At 28.8% G+C, this 18,535-nt stretch carries 18 protein-coding genes; 13 read left to right on the top strand and 5 right to left on the bottom strand.

What is annotated here, in order from left to right:
• Positions 1-116: 116 nt before the first annotated feature.
• From ACZJV1_RS09805 to ACZJV1_RS09770, 8 genes are all read left to right on the top strand, one after another.
• On the top strand, positions 117-761 hold the full coding sequence (locus ACZJV1_RS09805; protein WP_463650011.1) for a DEAD/DEAH box helicase family protein: 645 nt from the start codon (positions 117-119) through the stop codon (positions 759-761).
• 314 nt (positions 762-1,075) lie between these two features.
• The gene (locus ACZJV1_RS09800) at positions 1,076-2,143 is read left to right on the top strand and encodes an LCP family protein (protein WP_463650010.1); all 1,068 of its coding nucleotides are present in this window, start codon (positions 1,076-1,078) and stop codon (positions 2,141-2,143) included.
• 152 nt (positions 2,144-2,295) lie between these two features.
• Positions 2,296-2,604: a hypothetical protein gene (locus tag ACZJV1_RS09795; protein WP_463652157.1), complete on the top strand. Its 309-nt coding sequence runs from the start codon at positions 2,296-2,298 to the stop codon at positions 2,602-2,604.
• Between the two features lie 159 nt (positions 2,605-2,763).
• On the top strand, positions 2,764-3,468 hold the full coding sequence (locus tag ACZJV1_RS09790; RefSeq protein WP_463652156.1) for an alpha/beta hydrolase: 705 nt from the start codon (positions 2,764-2,766) through the stop codon (positions 3,466-3,468).
• 68 nt (positions 3,469-3,536) lie between these two features.
• Positions 3,537-4,442, top strand: a complete 906-nt coding sequence (locus tag ACZJV1_RS09785; protein WP_463650009.1) for a hypothetical protein — start codon at positions 3,537-3,539, stop codon at positions 4,440-4,442.
• A 173-nt stretch (positions 4,443-4,615) separates the two neighbouring features.
• Positions 4,616-5,464: a PhzF family phenazine biosynthesis protein gene (locus ACZJV1_RS09780; RefSeq protein ID WP_463650008.1), complete on the top strand. Its 849-nt coding sequence runs from the start codon at positions 4,616-4,618 to the stop codon at positions 5,462-5,464.
• A 111-nt stretch (positions 5,465-5,575) separates the two neighbouring features.
• Positions 5,576-5,842, top strand: coding sequence for a DUF3658 domain-containing protein (locus ACZJV1_RS09775; RefSeq protein WP_463650007.1), 267 nt, complete (start codon positions 5,576-5,578; stop codon positions 5,840-5,842).
• Between the two features lie 48 nt (positions 5,843-5,890).
• Positions 5,891-6,076, top strand: a complete 186-nt coding sequence (locus ACZJV1_RS09770) for a hypothetical protein (protein ID WP_463650006.1) — start codon at positions 5,891-5,893, stop codon at positions 6,074-6,076.
• Between the two features lie 194 nt (positions 6,077-6,270).
• Here the strand turns inward: ACZJV1_RS09770 and ACZJV1_RS09765 are convergent, their stop codons facing one another.
• Positions 6,271-7,254 (bottom strand): MerR family transcriptional regulator, encoded by a 984-nt coding sequence (locus ACZJV1_RS09765; protein WP_463650005.1) that lies wholly within the window; start codon positions 7,252-7,254, stop codon positions 6,271-6,273.
• 364 nt (positions 7,255-7,618) lie between these two features.
• On the opposite strand from ACZJV1_RS09765, the gene baiCD reads away from it, so the two are divergent.
• Positions 7,619-11,092 carry a bile acid Fe-S flavoenzyme BaiCD gene (gene baiCD / locus ACZJV1_RS09760; protein WP_463650004.1) on the top strand — a complete coding sequence of 1,158 codons (3,474 nt, stop codon included), beginning with the start codon at positions 7,619-7,621 and terminating at the stop codon, positions 11,090-11,092.
• Positions 11,093-11,450: 358 nt separating this feature from the next.
• Here baiCD and ACZJV1_RS09755 read toward each other — a convergent pair whose 3' ends face one another.
• On the bottom strand, positions 11,451-11,933 hold the full coding sequence (locus ACZJV1_RS09755) for a DUF2975 domain-containing protein (RefSeq protein WP_463650003.1): 483 nt from the start codon (positions 11,931-11,933) through the stop codon (positions 11,451-11,453).
• A 433-nt stretch (positions 11,934-12,366) separates the two neighbouring features.
• Positions 12,367-12,804: a hypothetical protein gene (locus tag ACZJV1_RS09750; RefSeq protein WP_463650002.1), complete on the bottom strand. Its 438-nt coding sequence runs from the start codon at positions 12,802-12,804 to the stop codon at positions 12,367-12,369.
• 484 nt (positions 12,805-13,288) lie between these two features.
• Here ACZJV1_RS09750 and ACZJV1_RS09745 point away from each other — a divergent pair, with 484 nt between their 5' ends.
• The gene (locus ACZJV1_RS09745; RefSeq protein WP_463650001.1) at positions 13,289-13,609 is read left to right on the top strand and encodes a hypothetical protein; all 321 of its coding nucleotides are present in this window, start codon (positions 13,289-13,291) and stop codon (positions 13,607-13,609) included.
• A 140-nt stretch (positions 13,610-13,749) separates the two neighbouring features.
• Here the strand turns inward: ACZJV1_RS09745 and ACZJV1_RS09740 are convergent, their stop codons facing one another.
• Positions 13,750-14,220: an NUDIX hydrolase gene (locus ACZJV1_RS09740; RefSeq protein WP_463650000.1), complete on the bottom strand. Its 471-nt coding sequence runs from the start codon at positions 14,218-14,220 to the stop codon at positions 13,750-13,752.
• A 109-nt stretch (positions 14,221-14,329) separates the two neighbouring features.
• Positions 14,330-14,824, bottom strand: a complete 495-nt coding sequence (locus ACZJV1_RS09735; RefSeq protein ID WP_463649999.1) for a GNAT family N-acetyltransferase — start codon at positions 14,822-14,824, stop codon at positions 14,330-14,332.
• 289 nt (positions 14,825-15,113) lie between these two features.
• Between ACZJV1_RS09735 and ACZJV1_RS09730 the strand changes: the two genes are divergently transcribed.
• The 3 genes from ACZJV1_RS09730 (at position 15,114) to ACZJV1_RS09720 (ending at position 18,513) form a co-directional block, all read left to right on the top strand.
• Positions 15,114-15,809: a response regulator transcription factor gene (locus ACZJV1_RS09730; RefSeq protein ID WP_463649998.1), complete on the top strand. Its 696-nt coding sequence runs from the start codon at positions 15,114-15,116 to the stop codon at positions 15,807-15,809.
• A 106-nt stretch (positions 15,810-15,915) separates the two neighbouring features.
• Positions 15,916-17,229 (top strand): sensor histidine kinase, encoded by a 1,314-nt coding sequence (locus ACZJV1_RS09725; protein ID WP_463649997.1) that lies wholly within the window; start codon positions 15,916-15,918, stop codon positions 17,227-17,229.
• Between the two features lie 60 nt (positions 17,230-17,289).
• Complete coding sequence (locus ACZJV1_RS09720; protein WP_463649996.1) at positions 17,290-18,513, top strand: hypothetical protein; 1,224 nt, start codon at positions 17,290-17,292, stop codon at positions 18,511-18,513.
• The last annotated feature ends 22 nt before the right edge of the window (positions 18,514-18,535 follow it).

The following is an 18,535-nucleotide window of genomic DNA, read 5'->3' as shown; positions in this document are numbered from 1 at the left end:
TTATTTGTATAATATACAATTGGGGGAATGGTCTATGTGGTGTTACTTTTTAAATAATAAAAAAAATGTTGATAATTAATTTCAATTAGTTAGTTTATGTACTCAAAAAGGAGAAAATGAATATAGAAAACAATATAATTAAACATAATTTAAAAAATGTATATTTTATTTGTGGAACTGCTTGTGGCGGAAAAACAACAATGTCAAAAATGCTTTCAGAAAAGTATGGTTTCTATTTGTATGATATGGATAAGCATTACTCTGAGCATAGACCTATTGCACAGGAAGAACATCAGCCTGACATGTGTTATCATGGGAAAAATTTTCATGAACAATGGATGAGACCTATTGAAGAACAAGCGAGATGGAGTATCAATTCTCTAAAAGAACAAAGCAAAATGGTGCTAATTGACCTAATAAAACTGTCAGAAAATCAGAAGGTAGTTGCAGATGTTTTGTTTACACCTGATTATCTCGAAGGTATTGTTGATTACAATCAAATAGTGTTTCTCACAGCTGACAAGCAGTTAATTAGAGAAATATATTTTAACAGACCAGAAAAAAGGGAGTTTTATGAATTTGTAAAAACGCAAAAACTGGCAGATACCTATTTTGAACGAATATTTCAATCGCTTGAATTGACAAATATTAAAGAAAAGGAATTGATGGAAGGTAGTAATTTCTTAATAGTTGAGAGGACAAAGGATAGTACTGTTGCAAAAACATTTGAAATCATTGAAAAGCATTTTGGATTACTATAAAGCATGAGGTTATGAGCCTAATCTTTAGTTAATTTAATAATGTACATTTTTTTAATGGTGCGGCATAACAGTAAAAAACTGTGAAGTAAAGATTGCTTTAATATTATTTAGATAAATATGAATTTATTGGGGAGTAACTCCTTTCAAATACCTTAAGACTATTTTTTATTCTCAATATTATATTACTGTAGTATTATTTTAATTTACCATATTTTGTAGTATAATTAATTGTAAATATAAGGAGTAACTTCTCCAGTCAAGACAGAAAATAGTGATTCTAAGCCAAATTATGAAGGGGATTATTGAAGGGTGATATGATGAAAAATAAAAATAGTAAACAAATTAAAAATAAATCTAAACAAATTTTTATCATTGTTTTTTCGTTATTTATGGTTTGTTTAATATTAATTGGGTCAGGATACTTATATGTTAGAGGCAAGATATATAGAAAAAATAAACCTACAGTGGTAACAGATGTAGAAACTCCTGTTAAACCAAAGGAAGAAACTATTGACTATAAGGAAGTTGATGGAATTACCAATGTATTATTAATCGGTGCTGATGGAATAAATTTTGATTCAGGAGATCAAAGATCAGATTCCATGATTATTGCAACTTTAGATAGTAATAATAAAAAAGTGAAATTAACATCTCTATATAGAGATGCATTAGTATATATTCCAGGCTATGGGGAAGATAAGATGAATGCATCATTTAGTTTAGGCGGGCCAGAACTTGTAATGGATACCATAAGATATAATTATGATTTAAATATAGAAAAATATGCAATGATAAATTTTGTAGGTTTTGAAGCTATAATTGATCAAATAGGTGGAATAGATATTGACGTTCAACAATATCAATTACACGAATTAAACAAGTACATAGGCATTGATACTGGCGGAAATAATTGTTCAGTAGAAAAACCAGGGCTTCAAACCTTAAATGGTAAACAAGCTTTATCTTATGCAAGAATAAGAAAAGGTGTTGGAGATGATTTTGAAAGGGCTGAAAGACAAAGAGAAGTACTTTTAAAAGTTGCTGAAAAGCTACAGAATACTAATTCTATCAAGTATTTTGGGATAGCAAATAAGATGTTAGATTATCTTAGAACTAATATGGAGCTTGTTGAATGTTTAAATATGGCATATACTATTTTTAAATTCCCAAGTTTAGATACGGAACAACTTAGCATACCAGCACCAGAACTTTGTGTAGATGAGGAAGTAGATGGAAATTTAGTTTTAAGAATGGATAGATATAAAAATGCATTAATACTTAACGACTTCATTTTTAATGATACTCTACCATATTTTATATTAAATAGAAGTACTGAAAGAGATGCAAGTATTTATTATGAATATGATGGGTTCGGTGAATAGAATTAAATTTAAAAAGAAAATTTAGATAATTAAAGTAATGTAATATATTATAAGCAAAACAACAACTGTTATTATTTTAATATAATAACAGTTGTTACTCTTTAGAAGATGATATAAATAAGAAAAATAGAAATTTGAAGAGGAGGATGACAATGAATATACATAATCATAATTTGAATATACATTATACTGCGCCAGTTGAAATATGGGATAAATTGAATGAGTTATATTTTGAAATGCCATTTTGGAATGGGTTTGTGAATGGCTGTCCACAATGGTATGGCAATGATGGGAAGCTGATAGAAGCATCTGTTGAGCCTAGCGGACTACAACTCTATGCTAAATTACCTCAAGAAGAATGGAACTCATGGTTTGAATTGTTTAAAAGTAGAGCTTCTGAATTATTAGGTTTTCAAGTTGGGGAACCAGAAGATGGTTTTGAATTTTATATCTATGATTGAAGTATAAATTCCAATTTAAGGTTGAGTATTATAAATAGTAAATTTGCAGTTAACAGACTTTATATAGAATTAACTGAGAAAGGAGGATTTTATTATGATAAACAAGAAAAATAAAGAGCTTTTATGGAGGGTTGTACCTCTATAAATTATGGAGGAAATATGTTTAAAAATAAATTTAATATTAGTAATATTCCTGCAGTTTTGTGGGGAGAAAAGAGTGAAAAACTTTTTATTGCAGTACATGGAAATATGTCAAACAAGGAAGATGTTGTGATTCAAATTTTAGCTGAAGAAGCACGTCAAAAAGGTTATCAAGTGCTAAGTTTTGATTTACCAGAACATGGTGAAAGAAAAAGTGATAGTACTCCTTGCAAAGTACAGTTTTGCGTTAGTGATTTATCTATAATTATGAACTATGCAAAAGAACATTGGAAAGAAGTGAGTTTGTTTGCATGTAGTATGGGAGCTTATTTTAGTCTTTTAGCGTATAAAAATGATATCTTGAGAAAGGCATTATTTTTATCACCAGTAGTTAATATGGAAAGAATTATTGAAAATATGATGATATGGTTTAATGTAACACCAGAACGTTTGCAAAAGGAAATGACTATAGAAACACCCATTGGTCAAAAGCTGTATTGGGATTACTTCTGTTATGTAAAACAACATCCTATTAATACATGGAATACAGATACAGATATTATGTATGGAGCAAAGGATGAATTGTGTGAATTTGAAACTATTAATTATTTTGTTAAAAAATACTGTTGTAGATTAGAAGTCATAGACTCAGGAGAACATTACTTTCATACAGAAGAACAGTTGAATGTATTCAGGCATTGGTTACGAAAGCATGTTGATTAACAAATTCCAATATGTAGATTAGATTAGAAGATAGGAATTTATCATAGAAACTAAATGGAGGTTTGATTATGTACTATGAACAGGCTAGAAACTTTATTTATAAGAATGCTAGACCACTTGATATAGCAAGATGGAGATACCTGTTTGAAAACGGGAGCAAGGAAGATGTTCTGACAGCATTAATTGCATACCAAAATGAGGATGGAGGCTTTGGGAATGCACTTGAGCCAGATTGTTGGAATCCTAATTCATCTCCAGTGCAAACATGGGTTGCTACGGAAATCATTAGAGAGATAAATCTGAATGATAAAAATCACCCAATTATACAAGGAGTATTAAATTACTTGTCATTAGGAAAGGATTTTGATGGACATACATGGTCAAATACAGTGGCTACCAACAATGATTATCCTCATGCACCATGGTGGAGTTTCGTGCCTCATCAGGAAACATCATATAATCCTACAGCATGCCTTATTGGTTTTATATTGAAATTTGAAGATAAAAATAGCAAACTTTTTGAATTGGCCTGTGTTCTTGCTAAAGAAGCATATAGTTATTTTAAGTTACATTTTCCTATGGAATCTATGCACACTGTTTCTTGCTTTGTTGAATTGTATGAGTATATAAAAGAAAGCTCAATGAATGATCTTTTGAATATAGAGGAATTCAGTACTTTACTACACGAACAGATTCAACATGTTATAACATACGACACATCAAAGTGGGCAGTTGACTACGTATGTAAACCATCTTTATTCATAGGCACTAAAACAAGTGATTTCTATATGGATAATAAAGAAATATGTGATTATGAATGTGAGTTTATTTTAAATACTCAAGAATCAGATGGTACATGGGGTATTACATGGTCATGGACAGATTATCCTGAACAGTGGAACATTAGCAAGAATTGGTGGAAATCAGATTTGATTATAAAAAATACACGATATATTAAAGCAATCCATAGCTAAATTCCAATTTATCGAAGTGATTAAATAGAATTTAATGTGAATAATTTGAAAATTTTGCGTAGTAAATGATAAAGATGTTCTTTGAAAATTAAATAATGCGGTATTTACACTATATGTTATAATTTTAGGTAAAATAAATGTTAATTATATTTTTTATATAAGGAGGAATTAAAATGGAATATTTTCATGTTGATGTTTTTAGCAATGAAATTTTATCTGGCAATGGATTAACTGTTGTTTTTTGTAATGAGGAATTAGAAGATAATCTTATGTTGAAATTAACACAAGAGTTTAAGCAATTTGAAACAATTTTTGTGAGAAGAATAGATGATAGTATATTTAATGCAAGAATTTTTACAGTAGATGAAGAATTGGATTTTGCGGGGCATCCTATTTTGGGAGCAGCTGCTACTATTCATCGTCATATTTTTAGAAATGAAGAAGATATAGCAATTACATTTCAATTAAATCAAAAAACAATTATAGTTAATTCAAAAAAGATAGATGAGTATTATGAAGTACAAATGAATCAAGGAAAAGCGGAATTCCTCTGTGAAGTTTCAAAAGAGAAGAGAAATAAATATGTACATGCATTGAACTTGTCAGAAGAGAATTTAAGCGAAGAATTTCCTATGGAAGTTGTATCAACAGGATTACCATACTTATTAGTACCATTAACTTCAGGAATAGAGAATGCAAAAATAATTAGTTCTAAATTTGAAGAAATGTTAAAAGAAGTAGGTGCTAAATTTGCTTATATATTTGATGTGAATTATATAGAAGGACGGACCTGGGATAATCAAGGAAACGTTGAGGATGTTGCAACAGGAAGTGCAGCTGGACCATTAGGTGCATATTTATATAAGCATAATATTTTTAATGTAGGTCATGAGATTATAATAAATCAAGGAAGATTTGTCGGCAGACCTAGTAAAATTAAGGTTTCTATGAGCATTTCTGAAAAAGAAATATTAGTGTCTGGAGAGGTAGCTATTTTGGCAAAGGGAACTATTTTACTATAATAATAAACGTAAAAAATCGCATTATTCAAGAGATTGAATTTGCGATTTTTTATTGCACAATCCAAATATATTATGAACAATTTGAATTTATTGCGAACTAACTAGGAGAATTTGTTCTTTGAAAGTCCTTTAAGGATAGTAGTAAATGGACAGCTAATAGGAGTTGGCGAAAACTTTTATGACAATTTGATTTATAAACATCTTGGATATCAGCCTATAAAAGAAGCTAGATTAATTGGAGATATTCTCGATTGTTATCAATTAGGAATTAAAGACTGGTGGTATGCATCAAGAATTGAATATAGGATAGAAAATAATAAGATTAAAATAGTAGAAGATTCTGATAATAAATATAAAAGAATAATTTCAAGATTTTAGATAAATTCCAATTTATCAATAAGATTGTTTAAATTTATGATGTAGAAAATGATTATATGGATAAATGGTACTTTTGGTAGTGGAAAAAGTGCGATAGCAGAACTATTACATTTAAAGATAGAAATTTCACATATATATGACCCAGAACAAGTTGGTTATTTTTTATGGGATAGCTTTCCAGATGGAATAAAGAGAACTGGATATTTTCAAGATAATAGTATCTACAAAACTTAGAAAAGTAATAGAAAATGAACAATAACAAAAAGCTTTAGGTAAAATATTATCTAAAGCTTTCTTAACGTTTAGGAAATTATAAAGGTTTAAAGCTTTTAAAATGTGATTATATAAGGCTTTTAGTAATTAAATGTGGAAAAGTAGATTTAGTTTATACTTTCCTTACCTTCAGTTTACATATGTCCACTATTTTATTATAAACTACTAAAATTAGCTAATGCTGCTAGCTGACCATGATGATAGTCTTTTATATTAATATAATTATTAAGCCTATCATTAAGTTCTATTCTTAATGAATTTCCCTTTTCTGTATATAGCCATTGATATAATAGCTCGCAACACTCATGTATATTTTCACTATAAGTTGAAAAGCGAGGACTTAATTCAGTCATTAACTGATTAACTTTAGAATCAAAAATACAAATACTAGGTAAAAAGTAAGAATAATAAGCATTTTTCCATTGAAGTTGATGCTGAGGTTCTTTTAATATCTCATATAATTGCAATTTCATTTTATTTACGTATTTTTCATAATCAGATTTATTTATACTACATACCTCATTTATATGAATATTACGTTTTGTAAATTCCTTATCTATTTCAGAGGCCGAAAGGGAATATAGATACTTTTTTAATAAAAGAATATTTGAATCATTAATATTAGCCATTGTTTTAAGAGTTTTATCCCATAAAAACTGACGATACTCAGTCATTGGAAGATCATATAAAAAATTACCCCACAAATATAATGAAATTAATTTAGAATCATTTAAATTATTTGAAATATTTAAAGTAGGTTTTTGTGTTGGAAAAATAATATTTTCAATGTGATTACTTAAGTCATCATAAGAAACAAATAAGGGTAATTTATTATTTAAAGTCTTTAAGCATTCAATCTTTTTACCAAGCAAAACATACTCTTCTTCTAACTTTTCAGTTTGTCTTTGGAGATAAAAATGAATTGTATTAGGATATTTCAATATGCAACGAATATCAGAGATAGAAAATTTAGCTAACCGTAATTGTTTTATAGTTTTTAATTTATTAATATCATCTATTGAAAAAATATAATAACCATTAGTTAAATTAACTTCCGGAGTAATTAAATTTTCTTCTATGTAGTAATGAATAGTTCTTTTGTTAAGACCAGTTTTTTTTACCACTTCATTTATTTTCATACAAAATCTCCCCAAGTAAACTGTTACCTTAATGTACAGTTTTTATTCTAATTATTAATAAATAGGTTACAAAAATATTATACCATGGTGGGAAACTTATACATACCAGTATTTGGTGGGAATATTACTTTAGTAAATTAACTTATTGACTATCCATAAACGTTATACTGTAGAATTTTTATATAAGACATCTTCAAAAAATAAATAAGTCAGTATGCTCGTCTATTTTGTGTTATACTGCGTCAACAGAACCCTTAGATAGCTCTGCTATATGTGGAAGCTGTTTCCTTGTCTAACTCAAAATTTCCTTCACATCTTTGACTTATTATTTATTTTTGGATGGCTAAGGTAAGGAGGTATTAGTATGTTTAATAAGTTATTTTCACCAATTAAAATTAGAGGAATGGAACTGAAAAATCGTATTATTTTTCCTGCTATGGGAACAAAGTTTGCTGGAAACTCTAGAATGGTAAATGATCAGTTAATTCAATATCATGTAGAAAGAGTTAAAGGTGGAACAGGTCTTAGTATGGTTGAAGTCACAAGTGTCCATGCAAAGAGTGCACCAAGAAGATATTTAGCAATATGTGATGATAAATATATTCCTGGATTTAGGAAACTGACAGATGCTATTCATGAAGCTAGCGGTAAAGCTGGAATTCAATTATGGCAAGGTAGCCTAGCTGTTGGTAGTGACAAAACTGCGCAAATACTAGTAGCTAGTGATATGCCAGTAAGTGCAGAGGTTATATTACCAGGGATAACTATAGAGGAAATTAAAGAGGTAGTAGCAAGTTATGGGGCAGCAGCAAAGAGAGCTTACGAGGCAGGATTTGATTGCATTGAAATACATGCAGGACATAATTATCTTCCTCATTCATTTCTTTCAGGTGGAATAAATAGGAGAACTGATGATTATGGTGGTTCTTTTGAAAATCGAGCAAAATTTCCATTAGAAGTAATTAAAGCAGTAAGAGACAATGTTCCAGATACTATGCCAATATTTATGCGTATAGATGCTCATGATGATTATTTAGAAAATGGACTTACAATAGAAGAGGTCATTAAATTCTGTAATCTTGCAAAGGATGCTGGTGTAGATGTACTTGATATTTCAAGAGGAAATATCTTAACAGCTGGATTAAAATATGAAGTTCCTCCAATAGATTTACCTAGAGGATTCAACATTGAAAATGCAGCAAGAATTCGAAAAGAAACAGGTATGCTTACAGTTGGTGTAGGTAGAATAAATACTGCAGAATTAGCAGAACAAATTTTAGAAGATGATAAAGTTGATATGGTAGTAATGGGACGTGCTCAATTAGCAGATCCTTATTTTTGTGAAAAATCACGTTTAGGAAATATTGAAGATATTGATTATTGTGTAGGCTGTAATCAAGGTTGTTACGATTGCTGTGAAAATGTGGATGCAGAACATATTACATGTCTTAGAAATCCAGCCCTTGGTAGGGAAGGAATATGTAGAATAACTAAAGCTGAAAAAGCAGAAACAGTATTGATTGCTGGTGGAGGAATAGCTGGTTTAGAAGCTGCTATAATATTAAAAATGCGTGGACATGATCCAATAATATGTGAATCAACAGGAAAATTAGGAGGACAATTTTTAACTGCAGGGGAAGCGCCAAGAAAAGAAGAAATGAAGATAGCAGCTGAAAGTATGGCTAAGAAAGCAGAAAGATTAGGTGTAGAAATAAGATTAAATACTAAATTTACAAAGGGTATTATTGAAGAAATAAAACCTCACACACTTATTAATGCCATTGGGGCAGAACCTATTATTCCTAATATTACAGGAGCTAAGTTACCATTTGTATTAAACTCTCATGATGTTCTTAATGGAAAAGAAAAAGCTTCAGGGAACATTGTTGTAATTGGTGGTGGATTAGTTGGAATGGAAGTTGCAGAATACCTTGCATCACAAGGTGGAAAAGTAACTGTTTTAGAGATGCTTAAAGACTTCTGCCAAGATATGGGAACTACAAGAAAAATATGTGTAACAGAAAATATATATGCTTCAGGTATTACTCCTATAACAGAAGTAAAAGTAACAGAAATAAAAGAAGGAAAAGTTATTGGAATTAAGAATGAAGAAAAAGTATCTTATCCTTGTGACTATGTTGTTATGGCAGTTGGATCAAAATCAAGAGATGGAAAAGAGTTAGAAGATGCATGTAGAGAAAATGGAGTAGCATATTTTGCAGTTGGAGATGCAGCAATGGCAAGAAAAGCTTTGAATGCTACTAGAGAGGCATTTGATGTAGCTATGACTTTTGATGATCCTAAGGTTCATGAAGAAGCATTAGAACCTAAAAAAGTAGTTTTTGTTACTGGTGGAACAGGAATTATGGGAAAAGAAACTTTAAAACAATTGCTTTCAAGGAGTAGCAGATTTAAAGTAAGAGCTATTGCAAGACCATCAGAAAAAAATAAAGAAATAATGAAAAAATTTGAATGTCCTTCTTTAGAGGTTATTTGGGGTGATATGGCTGATTACGATACTATTTTAAAAGGTGTAACTGGTGCAGATTATGTATTGCATATAGGGGCTATGGTATCTCCAGCAGCTGATAAATATCCTAAAGAGACACTTTACACTAATATAGGTTCAACCTTAAATATAATAAAGGCTATTAAAGCACAGCCTGATCCAGATAAAGTACATTTTGCATATGTTGCAACAGTAGCAATGACTGGTGGAAGAACATCACCAATCCATTGGGGAAGAGTTGGTGATCCAATTAATCCTTCTATTTTTGACTATTATGGAATGTCAAAGGTATTTTCAGAAATGGCACTTTTTGATTCAGGGTTGAAACATTGGGTATCAATACGACAAACAGGACAACATCCAAGTAATGAAAATGCTAAGGATGAACCTATAGTATTCCATCAGCCTCCAAATAATGTATTAGAGTGGAGTACTTCTATTGAATCAGGAATATGTATGGCTAATCTTTGTGAAGATTGGGTTCCTGAAGAATTTTGGAGAAAGGCATATAATTTAAGTAGTGGAAAAGGATATCGCTTAGCTACTTGGGAATTGATGGATTTGCAACTTGGAGCATTTGGAATTAAGTTTACTGATTTGTATGATATAAGAATGATGGCACAATATAATTTCCATGGTCATTATTATTCAGATGCAGATAAATTAGACCAAATGTTACATTTCCGTTGTATTCCTGCTGAACAATATTGGGCATCAGTAAAAGAAGAAATGCAGCTTATGGCAGCAAATCCAATGGTTAGAGCAATGTTTCCAACAGTAGAGCAAATGAAAGCTAATAATATTGCAATAGGTCATAAAGAAATGGGAACTTATTGGATGTTTGAAAATAACGAGGAAGATTGGATTAATGCTTTCTTTGGATCAAGAGAAAAACAAAAGGCTATTAAAAGTATAGAGGAAGGCTATGAATTATTCAATCCAAGTGAAGAGGTAACTTATTTAAATCATGGCTATGATGAAGAAAAAGGTATAGAGAATTTAACTATAGAGGATTTAAATAAAGCAGCAAAATTCCGTGGGGGAGAGTGCTTAGCAAAGGAAGTTTTAGATATATATACACCAATTAAATGGAGATGTGCAGATGGACATGAATTTATGCTTTCAATAAATGCTGTATTACATGGTGGACATTGGTGCCCAGAGTGTTTAAGAAATGAATGGCATTATGGTGATATAGCTAAAAAGAATCCTTTCTATGCTCAAGTATGGACACCTATACATGGAGAAAATGATGATTATGTAATACCAATGAAGCATAGTGCATACGATGTTACAGATGAACTAAAGAAAAGTTTAGGCTTAGATTAAAATAATTAAAAAGAGTTTAGATTTTATCAAAATTAAATGAGAGTAATTTAAGACTGCCGTTAGGGCAGTCTTTTTATATAGATAGTATTATAGTTGTGTGGAGCTCTAAAATTATTTAACGTTACAATAAAGGTTAATATTAAATAATTACTAAATTGGAATTTATCTAAAATCTTGAAATTATTCTTTTATATTTAATTTTATGTTCGTAATATAAGAAAATTACGAATTTAATATATTCTCAATTTTTATTCTTACTTCTGATGGTAAATGTCCTTCCAATGCTCTCTCCAAAAATGATTAATATCAATGTAATTCTCTAAGCAAATAACCTCACTAATTGAATTTCATCAAAACGTTAATCATTTTCTGGTTTCGTATCTAGAAGATTTTTTAATGATTTTTCAAGCACGTCCACAATAGCGGTGATGATACTTGTTGCTAAAATACTCATTATACTTAATGATATAGGACCTGCTGGGTCATCTCCTGAGATTTTAGAAATTACCTTTAAGGTTATTATCCCTAACACGAAGAAGAAGATGATTGTTAACCCACATTTCTTTATGACCTTCAAAGATTTAAGTGATAACTCGGAGAAAGCATTGTTCCCTTCAATATAGATTAATAGTTTAAAAGCTTGATACAATGCAACAGAAAACGCAATACAGCATCCATACGCATATCCTAATAAGGGGTATAGCGAGTAGTCCCCTGGATGTGCTTTTGGTTCTCTAATGGCTAGGCTAGGTAACCAAAAGATACACAAAGCAAGCACCGCAATACCAAGTAGAAAAATAATTACCTTTAAGAAAGTGGTTGAACCTTGTTTAACATTCATTTAAAGCACCTCACTGATTTAATGATAAAATGATTTTAACACATAATTTATCGTTTATCAATTAATTTATATCTCTTTTCATTATTTTATTATTGTTATTATTATATCTTTTAATTTATAGAAAACGTGAATTCTCATTAAAAATATACTATGAGATTGATTTTTGCACCCCAGAAGTAAACCCGTTAACATTTTATCCTGCCCAATTTTTTATTCGCAATAAATTCAAATTGTTCATAATATATTTGAATTACGCACTAAAAAATACCGCATATTCATTTTAATAATACGGTATTTTCATTAATTAATATTTAATTTTATGTTCGTAATATATTAAGATGGTTGAAGTCTATCAGTAAAAAATACATTTTCAATAGTTAATTGTGCAAATCCTTCTTTTTTCTAGTATTCTCCTAATTTATATATATTCTTTCTAAGAAATCACACCTTCTAACAGAAACTTATTACTATAATTCTTCCCATTGATAGTTAATGTAACCTCTATTTGACCAGTAACTTCTGTTTTAGGGACCTCAGCTACGTAATGAATTTCCCTCGTTTCTAATGGATTTATTGAAGCATTACCTTCTAAATCAGTATTATCAGAATTTTCTGCTACAGAAAAACAAGTATACTCAGTACTTTTAATTTTTATCTTTGCAGCAATTAAGTCGCCTGTCAATTTAGCTTCATTATTTAAATTCTTAACATCTATAATTACATCTATATAAACATTATCTTTATTTTGTACATCAATATGAGAATATATTCCTGAATTATTTAAAGGTTCGATTTTGGGTGTAACATAAATTCCAGCTAAATCAAATTCACAAACGTCTTGTACTGTATTACGACTGGTAACAATGAACACTCCATTTTCAGTTGAATATTCTTGAGTATCTGGTTGAGCATCTGGCTGAATGTCTTGCTGACTGTTTTGAGGTATATTTTTTTCTCCCGAACTTTGAGTGCTGCTAACAGATTGGCTTGTACTTGATTTAGGAGAATTATCTTCTCCTGATGAATTATTTTTCTATCCACATGAGACAAGTGACAGAGATAGTAACAATAATCCTAATTTCAAATATAGCTTTTTATTCATTTCAAATCTCCTTACAAAATAGTACTATTATGAATTTATTATAACATATATTTCCAGTACCATACTGTTCAATTTTTAAAGAACATTTTTATTAATTAGTTCGCAATAATTTCAAATTATTCTTTAGAATTTTTATTTCATTAACACATTTTCTTTTCTATCTTATTTGCATTTCTGCGCTTATTTTACAACTCTTTAACACTAGTTATTGAGTTTATTTTTATTAATTCTATGCATACTAATAACAAAGGAGTTGATTAAAATTAAAAAGTTTATATTTACATTATTATTAGCAATTTCTCTTATTACTACAAAAGCCCATGCAGAAACTAAAACTAAAGTATTAAAAGAAGGTATTCATAGATCTGAAATTTCACAAAAAGTTAATGCTAGATTTAGAAATATAAGTTCAGATAACATGACAGTAATAGTATTATCACCTCTTAAATACTTAAAGTTATATACTGACTTGAATCTTAATGATATAACAGCTACTAAACTTCTAACTAATGAAGATGTTGTACTTGTTATAGGTCCAGGAGAAATTGTTATGGAATATGATCTTGCAGAATAGGGTTGTTAAAACCCTATTTCTTCTTATAGACAAAAATATTTTAAAAGACTTACTTTAACGAATAATAGTATCAAATTGTTCACATTAAATTCTATTTAATCACTTCGATAAATTGGAAGTTGTCGGGCTTTGTAGTATGCTCATTTTGTTGATTGCCACTTTCGCTCTGCAATAGAAAAACAATCCCGTAGTATTGGATAAGTTAATTTATCTGGCAAACAATCGAACAATCCTATTTTTCTCATCTCACTGTAATTTGGCAAATCACCTATATTCTGTACAATTGCAAAATACACTTGTCCATTTCCTTTGAAATGCCAACCATTCTGTATACCGTTTATATAATAATCACATAATGGTTCAATAATAAATTCAACAGCTCCGGTTTCTTCATAGAGTTCTCTTTTTGCAGCCTCTAACGGTGTTTCACCAAGTTCAATATGACCACTGGGATGTTCCCATGTATCTCTTTCTTTATGCATACAAAATATCCATTTTCCATTATATATTGCCATTATATCAGCTGAAAAGTAATCCCCAAGTGTATTAAAAGGATAAATTTTAATTTCTATTATACTCACCTCCAAACCTAATACAACTAATCTTCTCAACAAATTCCTATTTATATAATTAGTTACTAAAAACTAATGCACATTAATACAAAGTTATGTCACTAAATATTAAAACTGTTCAGTAAAACTAATTTATATAGGGGTATTACTATCTTATTATTTTTCTCATATATAACATACCTTCATTTTTAGGTCCGTATATATCTGGTATAATACCAGCTGGAACAAACCCATTCTTACCATAGAATGCTATTACATCGTAATCACCAGCATATGTATGCATATACATGCAATAAACATTTTGATTTTTTGCATAGTTTTCGGCATATTTTAATAACTGTGACCCATATCCTTTATTTCTAATACCTTTGTTTATTCCCATTTCTATAACTTCACAACTATTATAACCATCATTAATTCCTTCTGGTGGTACATCTACTAATATAGTAATAATACCTAGTATCTCATTATTTTCACTAAATGCTCCGAAAAACTCGGCTCCATTATAATAAAGTCTATCAATTTTCTTTTTTAGCCAATTAATATGCTCTTCATTTTTTATATTAAAAAGATCATATTCAACTTCACCAATAAGTTCAAAGAAAATATCTATTTCATCTTGTAAAACTTTTCTTATTTCCATAAAATTCTCTCTCCATTTCTTTTATAATATTCTTTGCTCATAATACTAATAATGAACAATAAAATTTTACATTAATTGTTTAGTCTTATATTAGCATGATTTAGAAATTTGTTCCATAAAACTCTTATACTATAATAGTGCATTTTTACTTGAAAAATTTATTGAGTTAAAATATCTAACGGTATTAAGGATTGAAATGTTATTTAAAAACATTAATAAAATCATAATAATTAGAAAACTAGTAAAAAAGTGACAAAGAATATATAATGGTAATAAAAGAGGTGATACTTTGAGAGAAAATATATTGATTATTGAAGATGATGAAGATATAAGCCAAATATTAATGTTTTCATTAACTAAAGAAGGGTACACAGTTAAGATAAATGATAATGGCTTAAGAGTAGAAGATGATATACAAACTTTTAAGCCTGATTTAATATTGCTAGATATTATGTTAGGTGATATCGATGGATTTTCTATTTGTAAAGAAATTTCAAATTATAAGATACCTATAATTATGCTTACAGCAAGAATTGATATTACAGATAAGATTCTTGGTCTTGAATTAGGCGCAGATGATTATATTACAAAACCTTTTGATATTAGGGAAGTAATAACAAGGATTAGAGTAGCTTTAAGAAGAAAAAAAGAAATTGCAAATCAATATAATACTAAAGAAAATATTTCTAGCGGCAACATTAGTATTTCTGAACAGAGTAGAATTGTAGAATGTAATGGCGAAGAAATAAAACTTAAGCCAAAGGAATTTGATCTTTTATTATTTTTAGCCAAAAACAAAAATAGAGTTTATTCAAGAGATGATTTATTAAATTTAGTTTGGGGATATGATTTTATTGGAGATACAAGGACTATAGATGTACATATAACAAGATTACGTCAAAAGTTAAAAAAGGAAGTTAACATAGAAACCGTTTTTGGAGTGGGTTATATGTTAAAGGAAAGTAATGCTAACAATAAGGCGTAAATATGGAGTAGTATTATCCGTAATTTTCATTGTATTCATAATTATATCCAATATAATATTAAATAAATTTTTTTATAAAAATTTTAAAGAGTATATTACAAATGATATGGAGAAAAACTATCAGGTTTCACTTAGCAGTTTAAATGATTATTTAGCCATTAATAATATTAATAAAAATGAAATCACAGTAAGTGATTTAAATAATAAAGTAATTAACTTTATTTTAAACAGAGCTTATTGTCAAGGAGCTTTATATGACTTAAATGGTAACTTATTATTAAAAGGAGAAATTAATGAAAAAGAATTAGATCTAAATATATATGGGGTATCAGAAGAAACTTTGAATATAGTTAAAGATAATAAGGCTATTATAGATATTGAAAGAAGGTCTAATAGTATTATTGGAAAAGTAAGTTACTTAATATACGGTAAGAATAAAGAAGCCATAGGGGTTATAATGTTGGCCAATGATTATGAAAAGGAGTATATAAGAAATCAAAATATCAATAAGTTAGTTAATTATATTTTTACTGGACTTTTCTTAATTATATTAGTTTCTATATATTTTTTATCATCAAAGATAGTTAATCCTTTAATACTTCTTAAGAATAAAGTTTCAGAAGTAGGAAAAGGTAGTTATCCTTCAAAAATTAATATTACTTCAAATGATGAAGTAGGAGTTTTAGTAGACTCTTTTAATTTAATGAGTGAAAAGTTAAAAAGGAAGGATGAACAAGAAAAAAATATCTTTAGAAATATAACTCATGAATTAAAATCACCAATTACTAGTATTTCAGGATATGCACAAATATTAAGTGAGGATAACTTTCAAGATGAGGAATTTAAAGCTATAGCTATAAAAAGAATTATTTTTGAGAGTAAAAGAATGAATGAGTTAGTAGGTACACTTTTAGATATTTCAAAGCAAATAAGTGATTTAGAAGATTACTCCTTTGAAAATGTTAATTTGAAATTTATTTTAAATGATATAGTCCAAGCTAACTTAATAAGTATAAAGGAAAAATCATTAGAAATAATTAATGAAACTAATGATATTAGTATAAAGGGAAATAAACAATATTTATATATATTAGTGAATAACTTAGTAGAAAATGCAGTAAAGTATTCAAACAATAATAGTAAAATAGTGATTGAATTAAAAGATATTAATGAACATACAATGTTTTCAATTTCATCAGAAGGGAAGGTTATTCCAATTGAGAAGAAGGAAAGTATATTTGAACCCTTTGTTAAGGTTGAGGATACTAGTAAAAATAAGAAAAATTCTCATGGATTAGGTTTGTATATTTGTAAAAGCATCGTAGAAGCACATAATGGAACAATAGAAGTAGAGGTAGATGGAAATAAATCTAAATTCATTATCAAATTTACAAACTTTAATACTTTGGAAACATCTTAATATTATTCCAATAACAACTAGTTATTATACTAAGGATATAAAGTGATTGGAGGAGCTAATATGAAAAGAAAATATTTAGTATTATTAATTGTTATAATGACAACAATGATACCAGTAGGATGTTCAAAGGGAAGTAGTGAGAATGTAGTATTGGGAACAGAAAAAGTTATTATTGATGATAACACAAAAGATAAAAAAAATGAGGATTTTCAAATTAAAATGGTTGCAGAAACAGAGCCGATAGATCCTGGAACTGTTTATAGGATGCTTTATGTAAAGGAAAACATTATTCAACTTATTTATTCATATCCAAGTGATATTATTAGAGAAGTAAGCGTTGGTAAATTAGATAGCAATAATAAAGTAAATTGGACTGATAAAAATGTTGACTGGGGAATATATACAAACCTCTCTTATAATGCCCTTTACCCAACTAAGATAAAAAAGGATAACAAAGTATACACTGTTAATAAGGATGGGGAATTAGAAGAATTAGCTGGATATACTAAATTAATTGAAGAACAAGGTAACGTACTTGATGGTCATAGTTCCTATAGAAGTGGCACTATAGATATAGCAGCATTTGGAAGTGAGGAAGATTACAAATTAGCTGTAATAGATATCCCAAATGAAAAATATTATGTTATCCCTAATGAATTAAGACATAATGATAAAGATGGAGTGTTAAGACAAATATTAGGAATAGAGGGAGATAGGATTTATGTTAACTATCAGTATTTAGAAGGGTATTATTCAGATGATTTTGATCCGTCTAAAGAGCATAATACAAAAAATACTATCGGATATATTGAAAACAATAAATTCACTAAGATATTATCAGAAGATGATGGTATTAAAATTGATACTAGGGGAGAAATGCTTTATGAAAATGGTAGAATATTATTTTCAGGCTTAGCAGAAGGTAAAAATGGAATCTGGAATTATGATATAGATAACAAGAAGCTTACAAAAACTGTAGATGTAGATAGTGGTACATTCTTTGAATTTCATATCAATGAAAATAGAGACAAAGTTATTATAAGTAGTTTAAAACCTGCTTTAGAAAAGGATGAAAAACAAAATAATACCTTAAGTATTGCAAATATTAATGATAAGTTAGAAATTACCAATATAACTAACATAGTTACTAATACAGAGGAAAGACATCATAAAATATTTGCAGGTTGGGCAAATGATGGAAAAACATTTTATGTAAAATCAATTGTAGAGGATGAAAATTATAATGCAACAACTAAGTTAGAAGTTTATGATATTGTAGAATAAAAGTAATTAGGTAAAAATATTT

Source organism: Clostridium sp. LS3 (assembly GCF_055330225.1).
Note: the sequence above shows the minus strand (reverse complement) of the source record. Positions and strands in the feature narration are given on the sequence as shown.

Coding starts and splice junctions, on each gene's coding strand:
- ACZJV1_RS09805 (WP_463650011.1), top strand. CDS start 117: ATGAATATAGAAAACAATATAATTAAACATAATTTAAAAAATGTATAT.
- ACZJV1_RS09800 (WP_463650010.1), top strand. CDS start 1,076: ATGATGAAAAATAAAAATAGTAAACAAATTAAAAATAAATCTAAACAA.
- ACZJV1_RS09795 (WP_463652157.1), top strand. CDS start 2,296: ATGAATATACATAATCATAATTTGAATATACATTATACTGCGCCAGTT.
- ACZJV1_RS09790 (WP_463652156.1), top strand. CDS start 2,764: ATGTTTAAAAATAAATTTAATATTAGTAATATTCCTGCAGTTTTGTGG.
- ACZJV1_RS09785 (WP_463650009.1), top strand. CDS start 3,537: ATGTACTATGAACAGGCTAGAAACTTTATTTATAAGAATGCTAGACCA.
- ACZJV1_RS09780 (WP_463650008.1), top strand. CDS start 4,616: ATGGAATATTTTCATGTTGATGTTTTTAGCAATGAAATTTTATCTGGC.
- ACZJV1_RS09770 (WP_463650006.1), top strand. CDS start 5,891: ATGATTATATGGATAAATGGTACTTTTGGTAGTGGAAAAAGTGCGATA.
- ACZJV1_RS09765 (WP_463650005.1), bottom strand. CDS start 7,254: ATGAAAATAAATGAAGTGGTAAAAAAAACTGGTCTTAACAAAAGAACT.
- baiCD (WP_463650004.1), top strand. CDS start 7,619: ATGTTTAATAAGTTATTTTCACCAATTAAAATTAGAGGAATGGAACTG.
- ACZJV1_RS09755 (WP_463650003.1), bottom strand. CDS start 11,933: ATGAATGTTAAACAAGGTTCAACCACTTTCTTAAAGGTAATTATTTTT.
- ACZJV1_RS09735 (WP_463649999.1), bottom strand. CDS start 14,824: ATGGAAATAAGAAAAGTTTTACAAGATGAAATAGATATTTTCTTTGAA.
- ACZJV1_RS09725 (WP_463649997.1), top strand. CDS start 15,916: ATGGAGAAAAACTATCAGGTTTCACTTAGCAGTTTAAATGATTATTTA.
- ACZJV1_RS09720 (WP_463649996.1), top strand. CDS start 17,290: ATGAAAAGAAAATATTTAGTATTATTAATTGTTATAATGACAACAATG.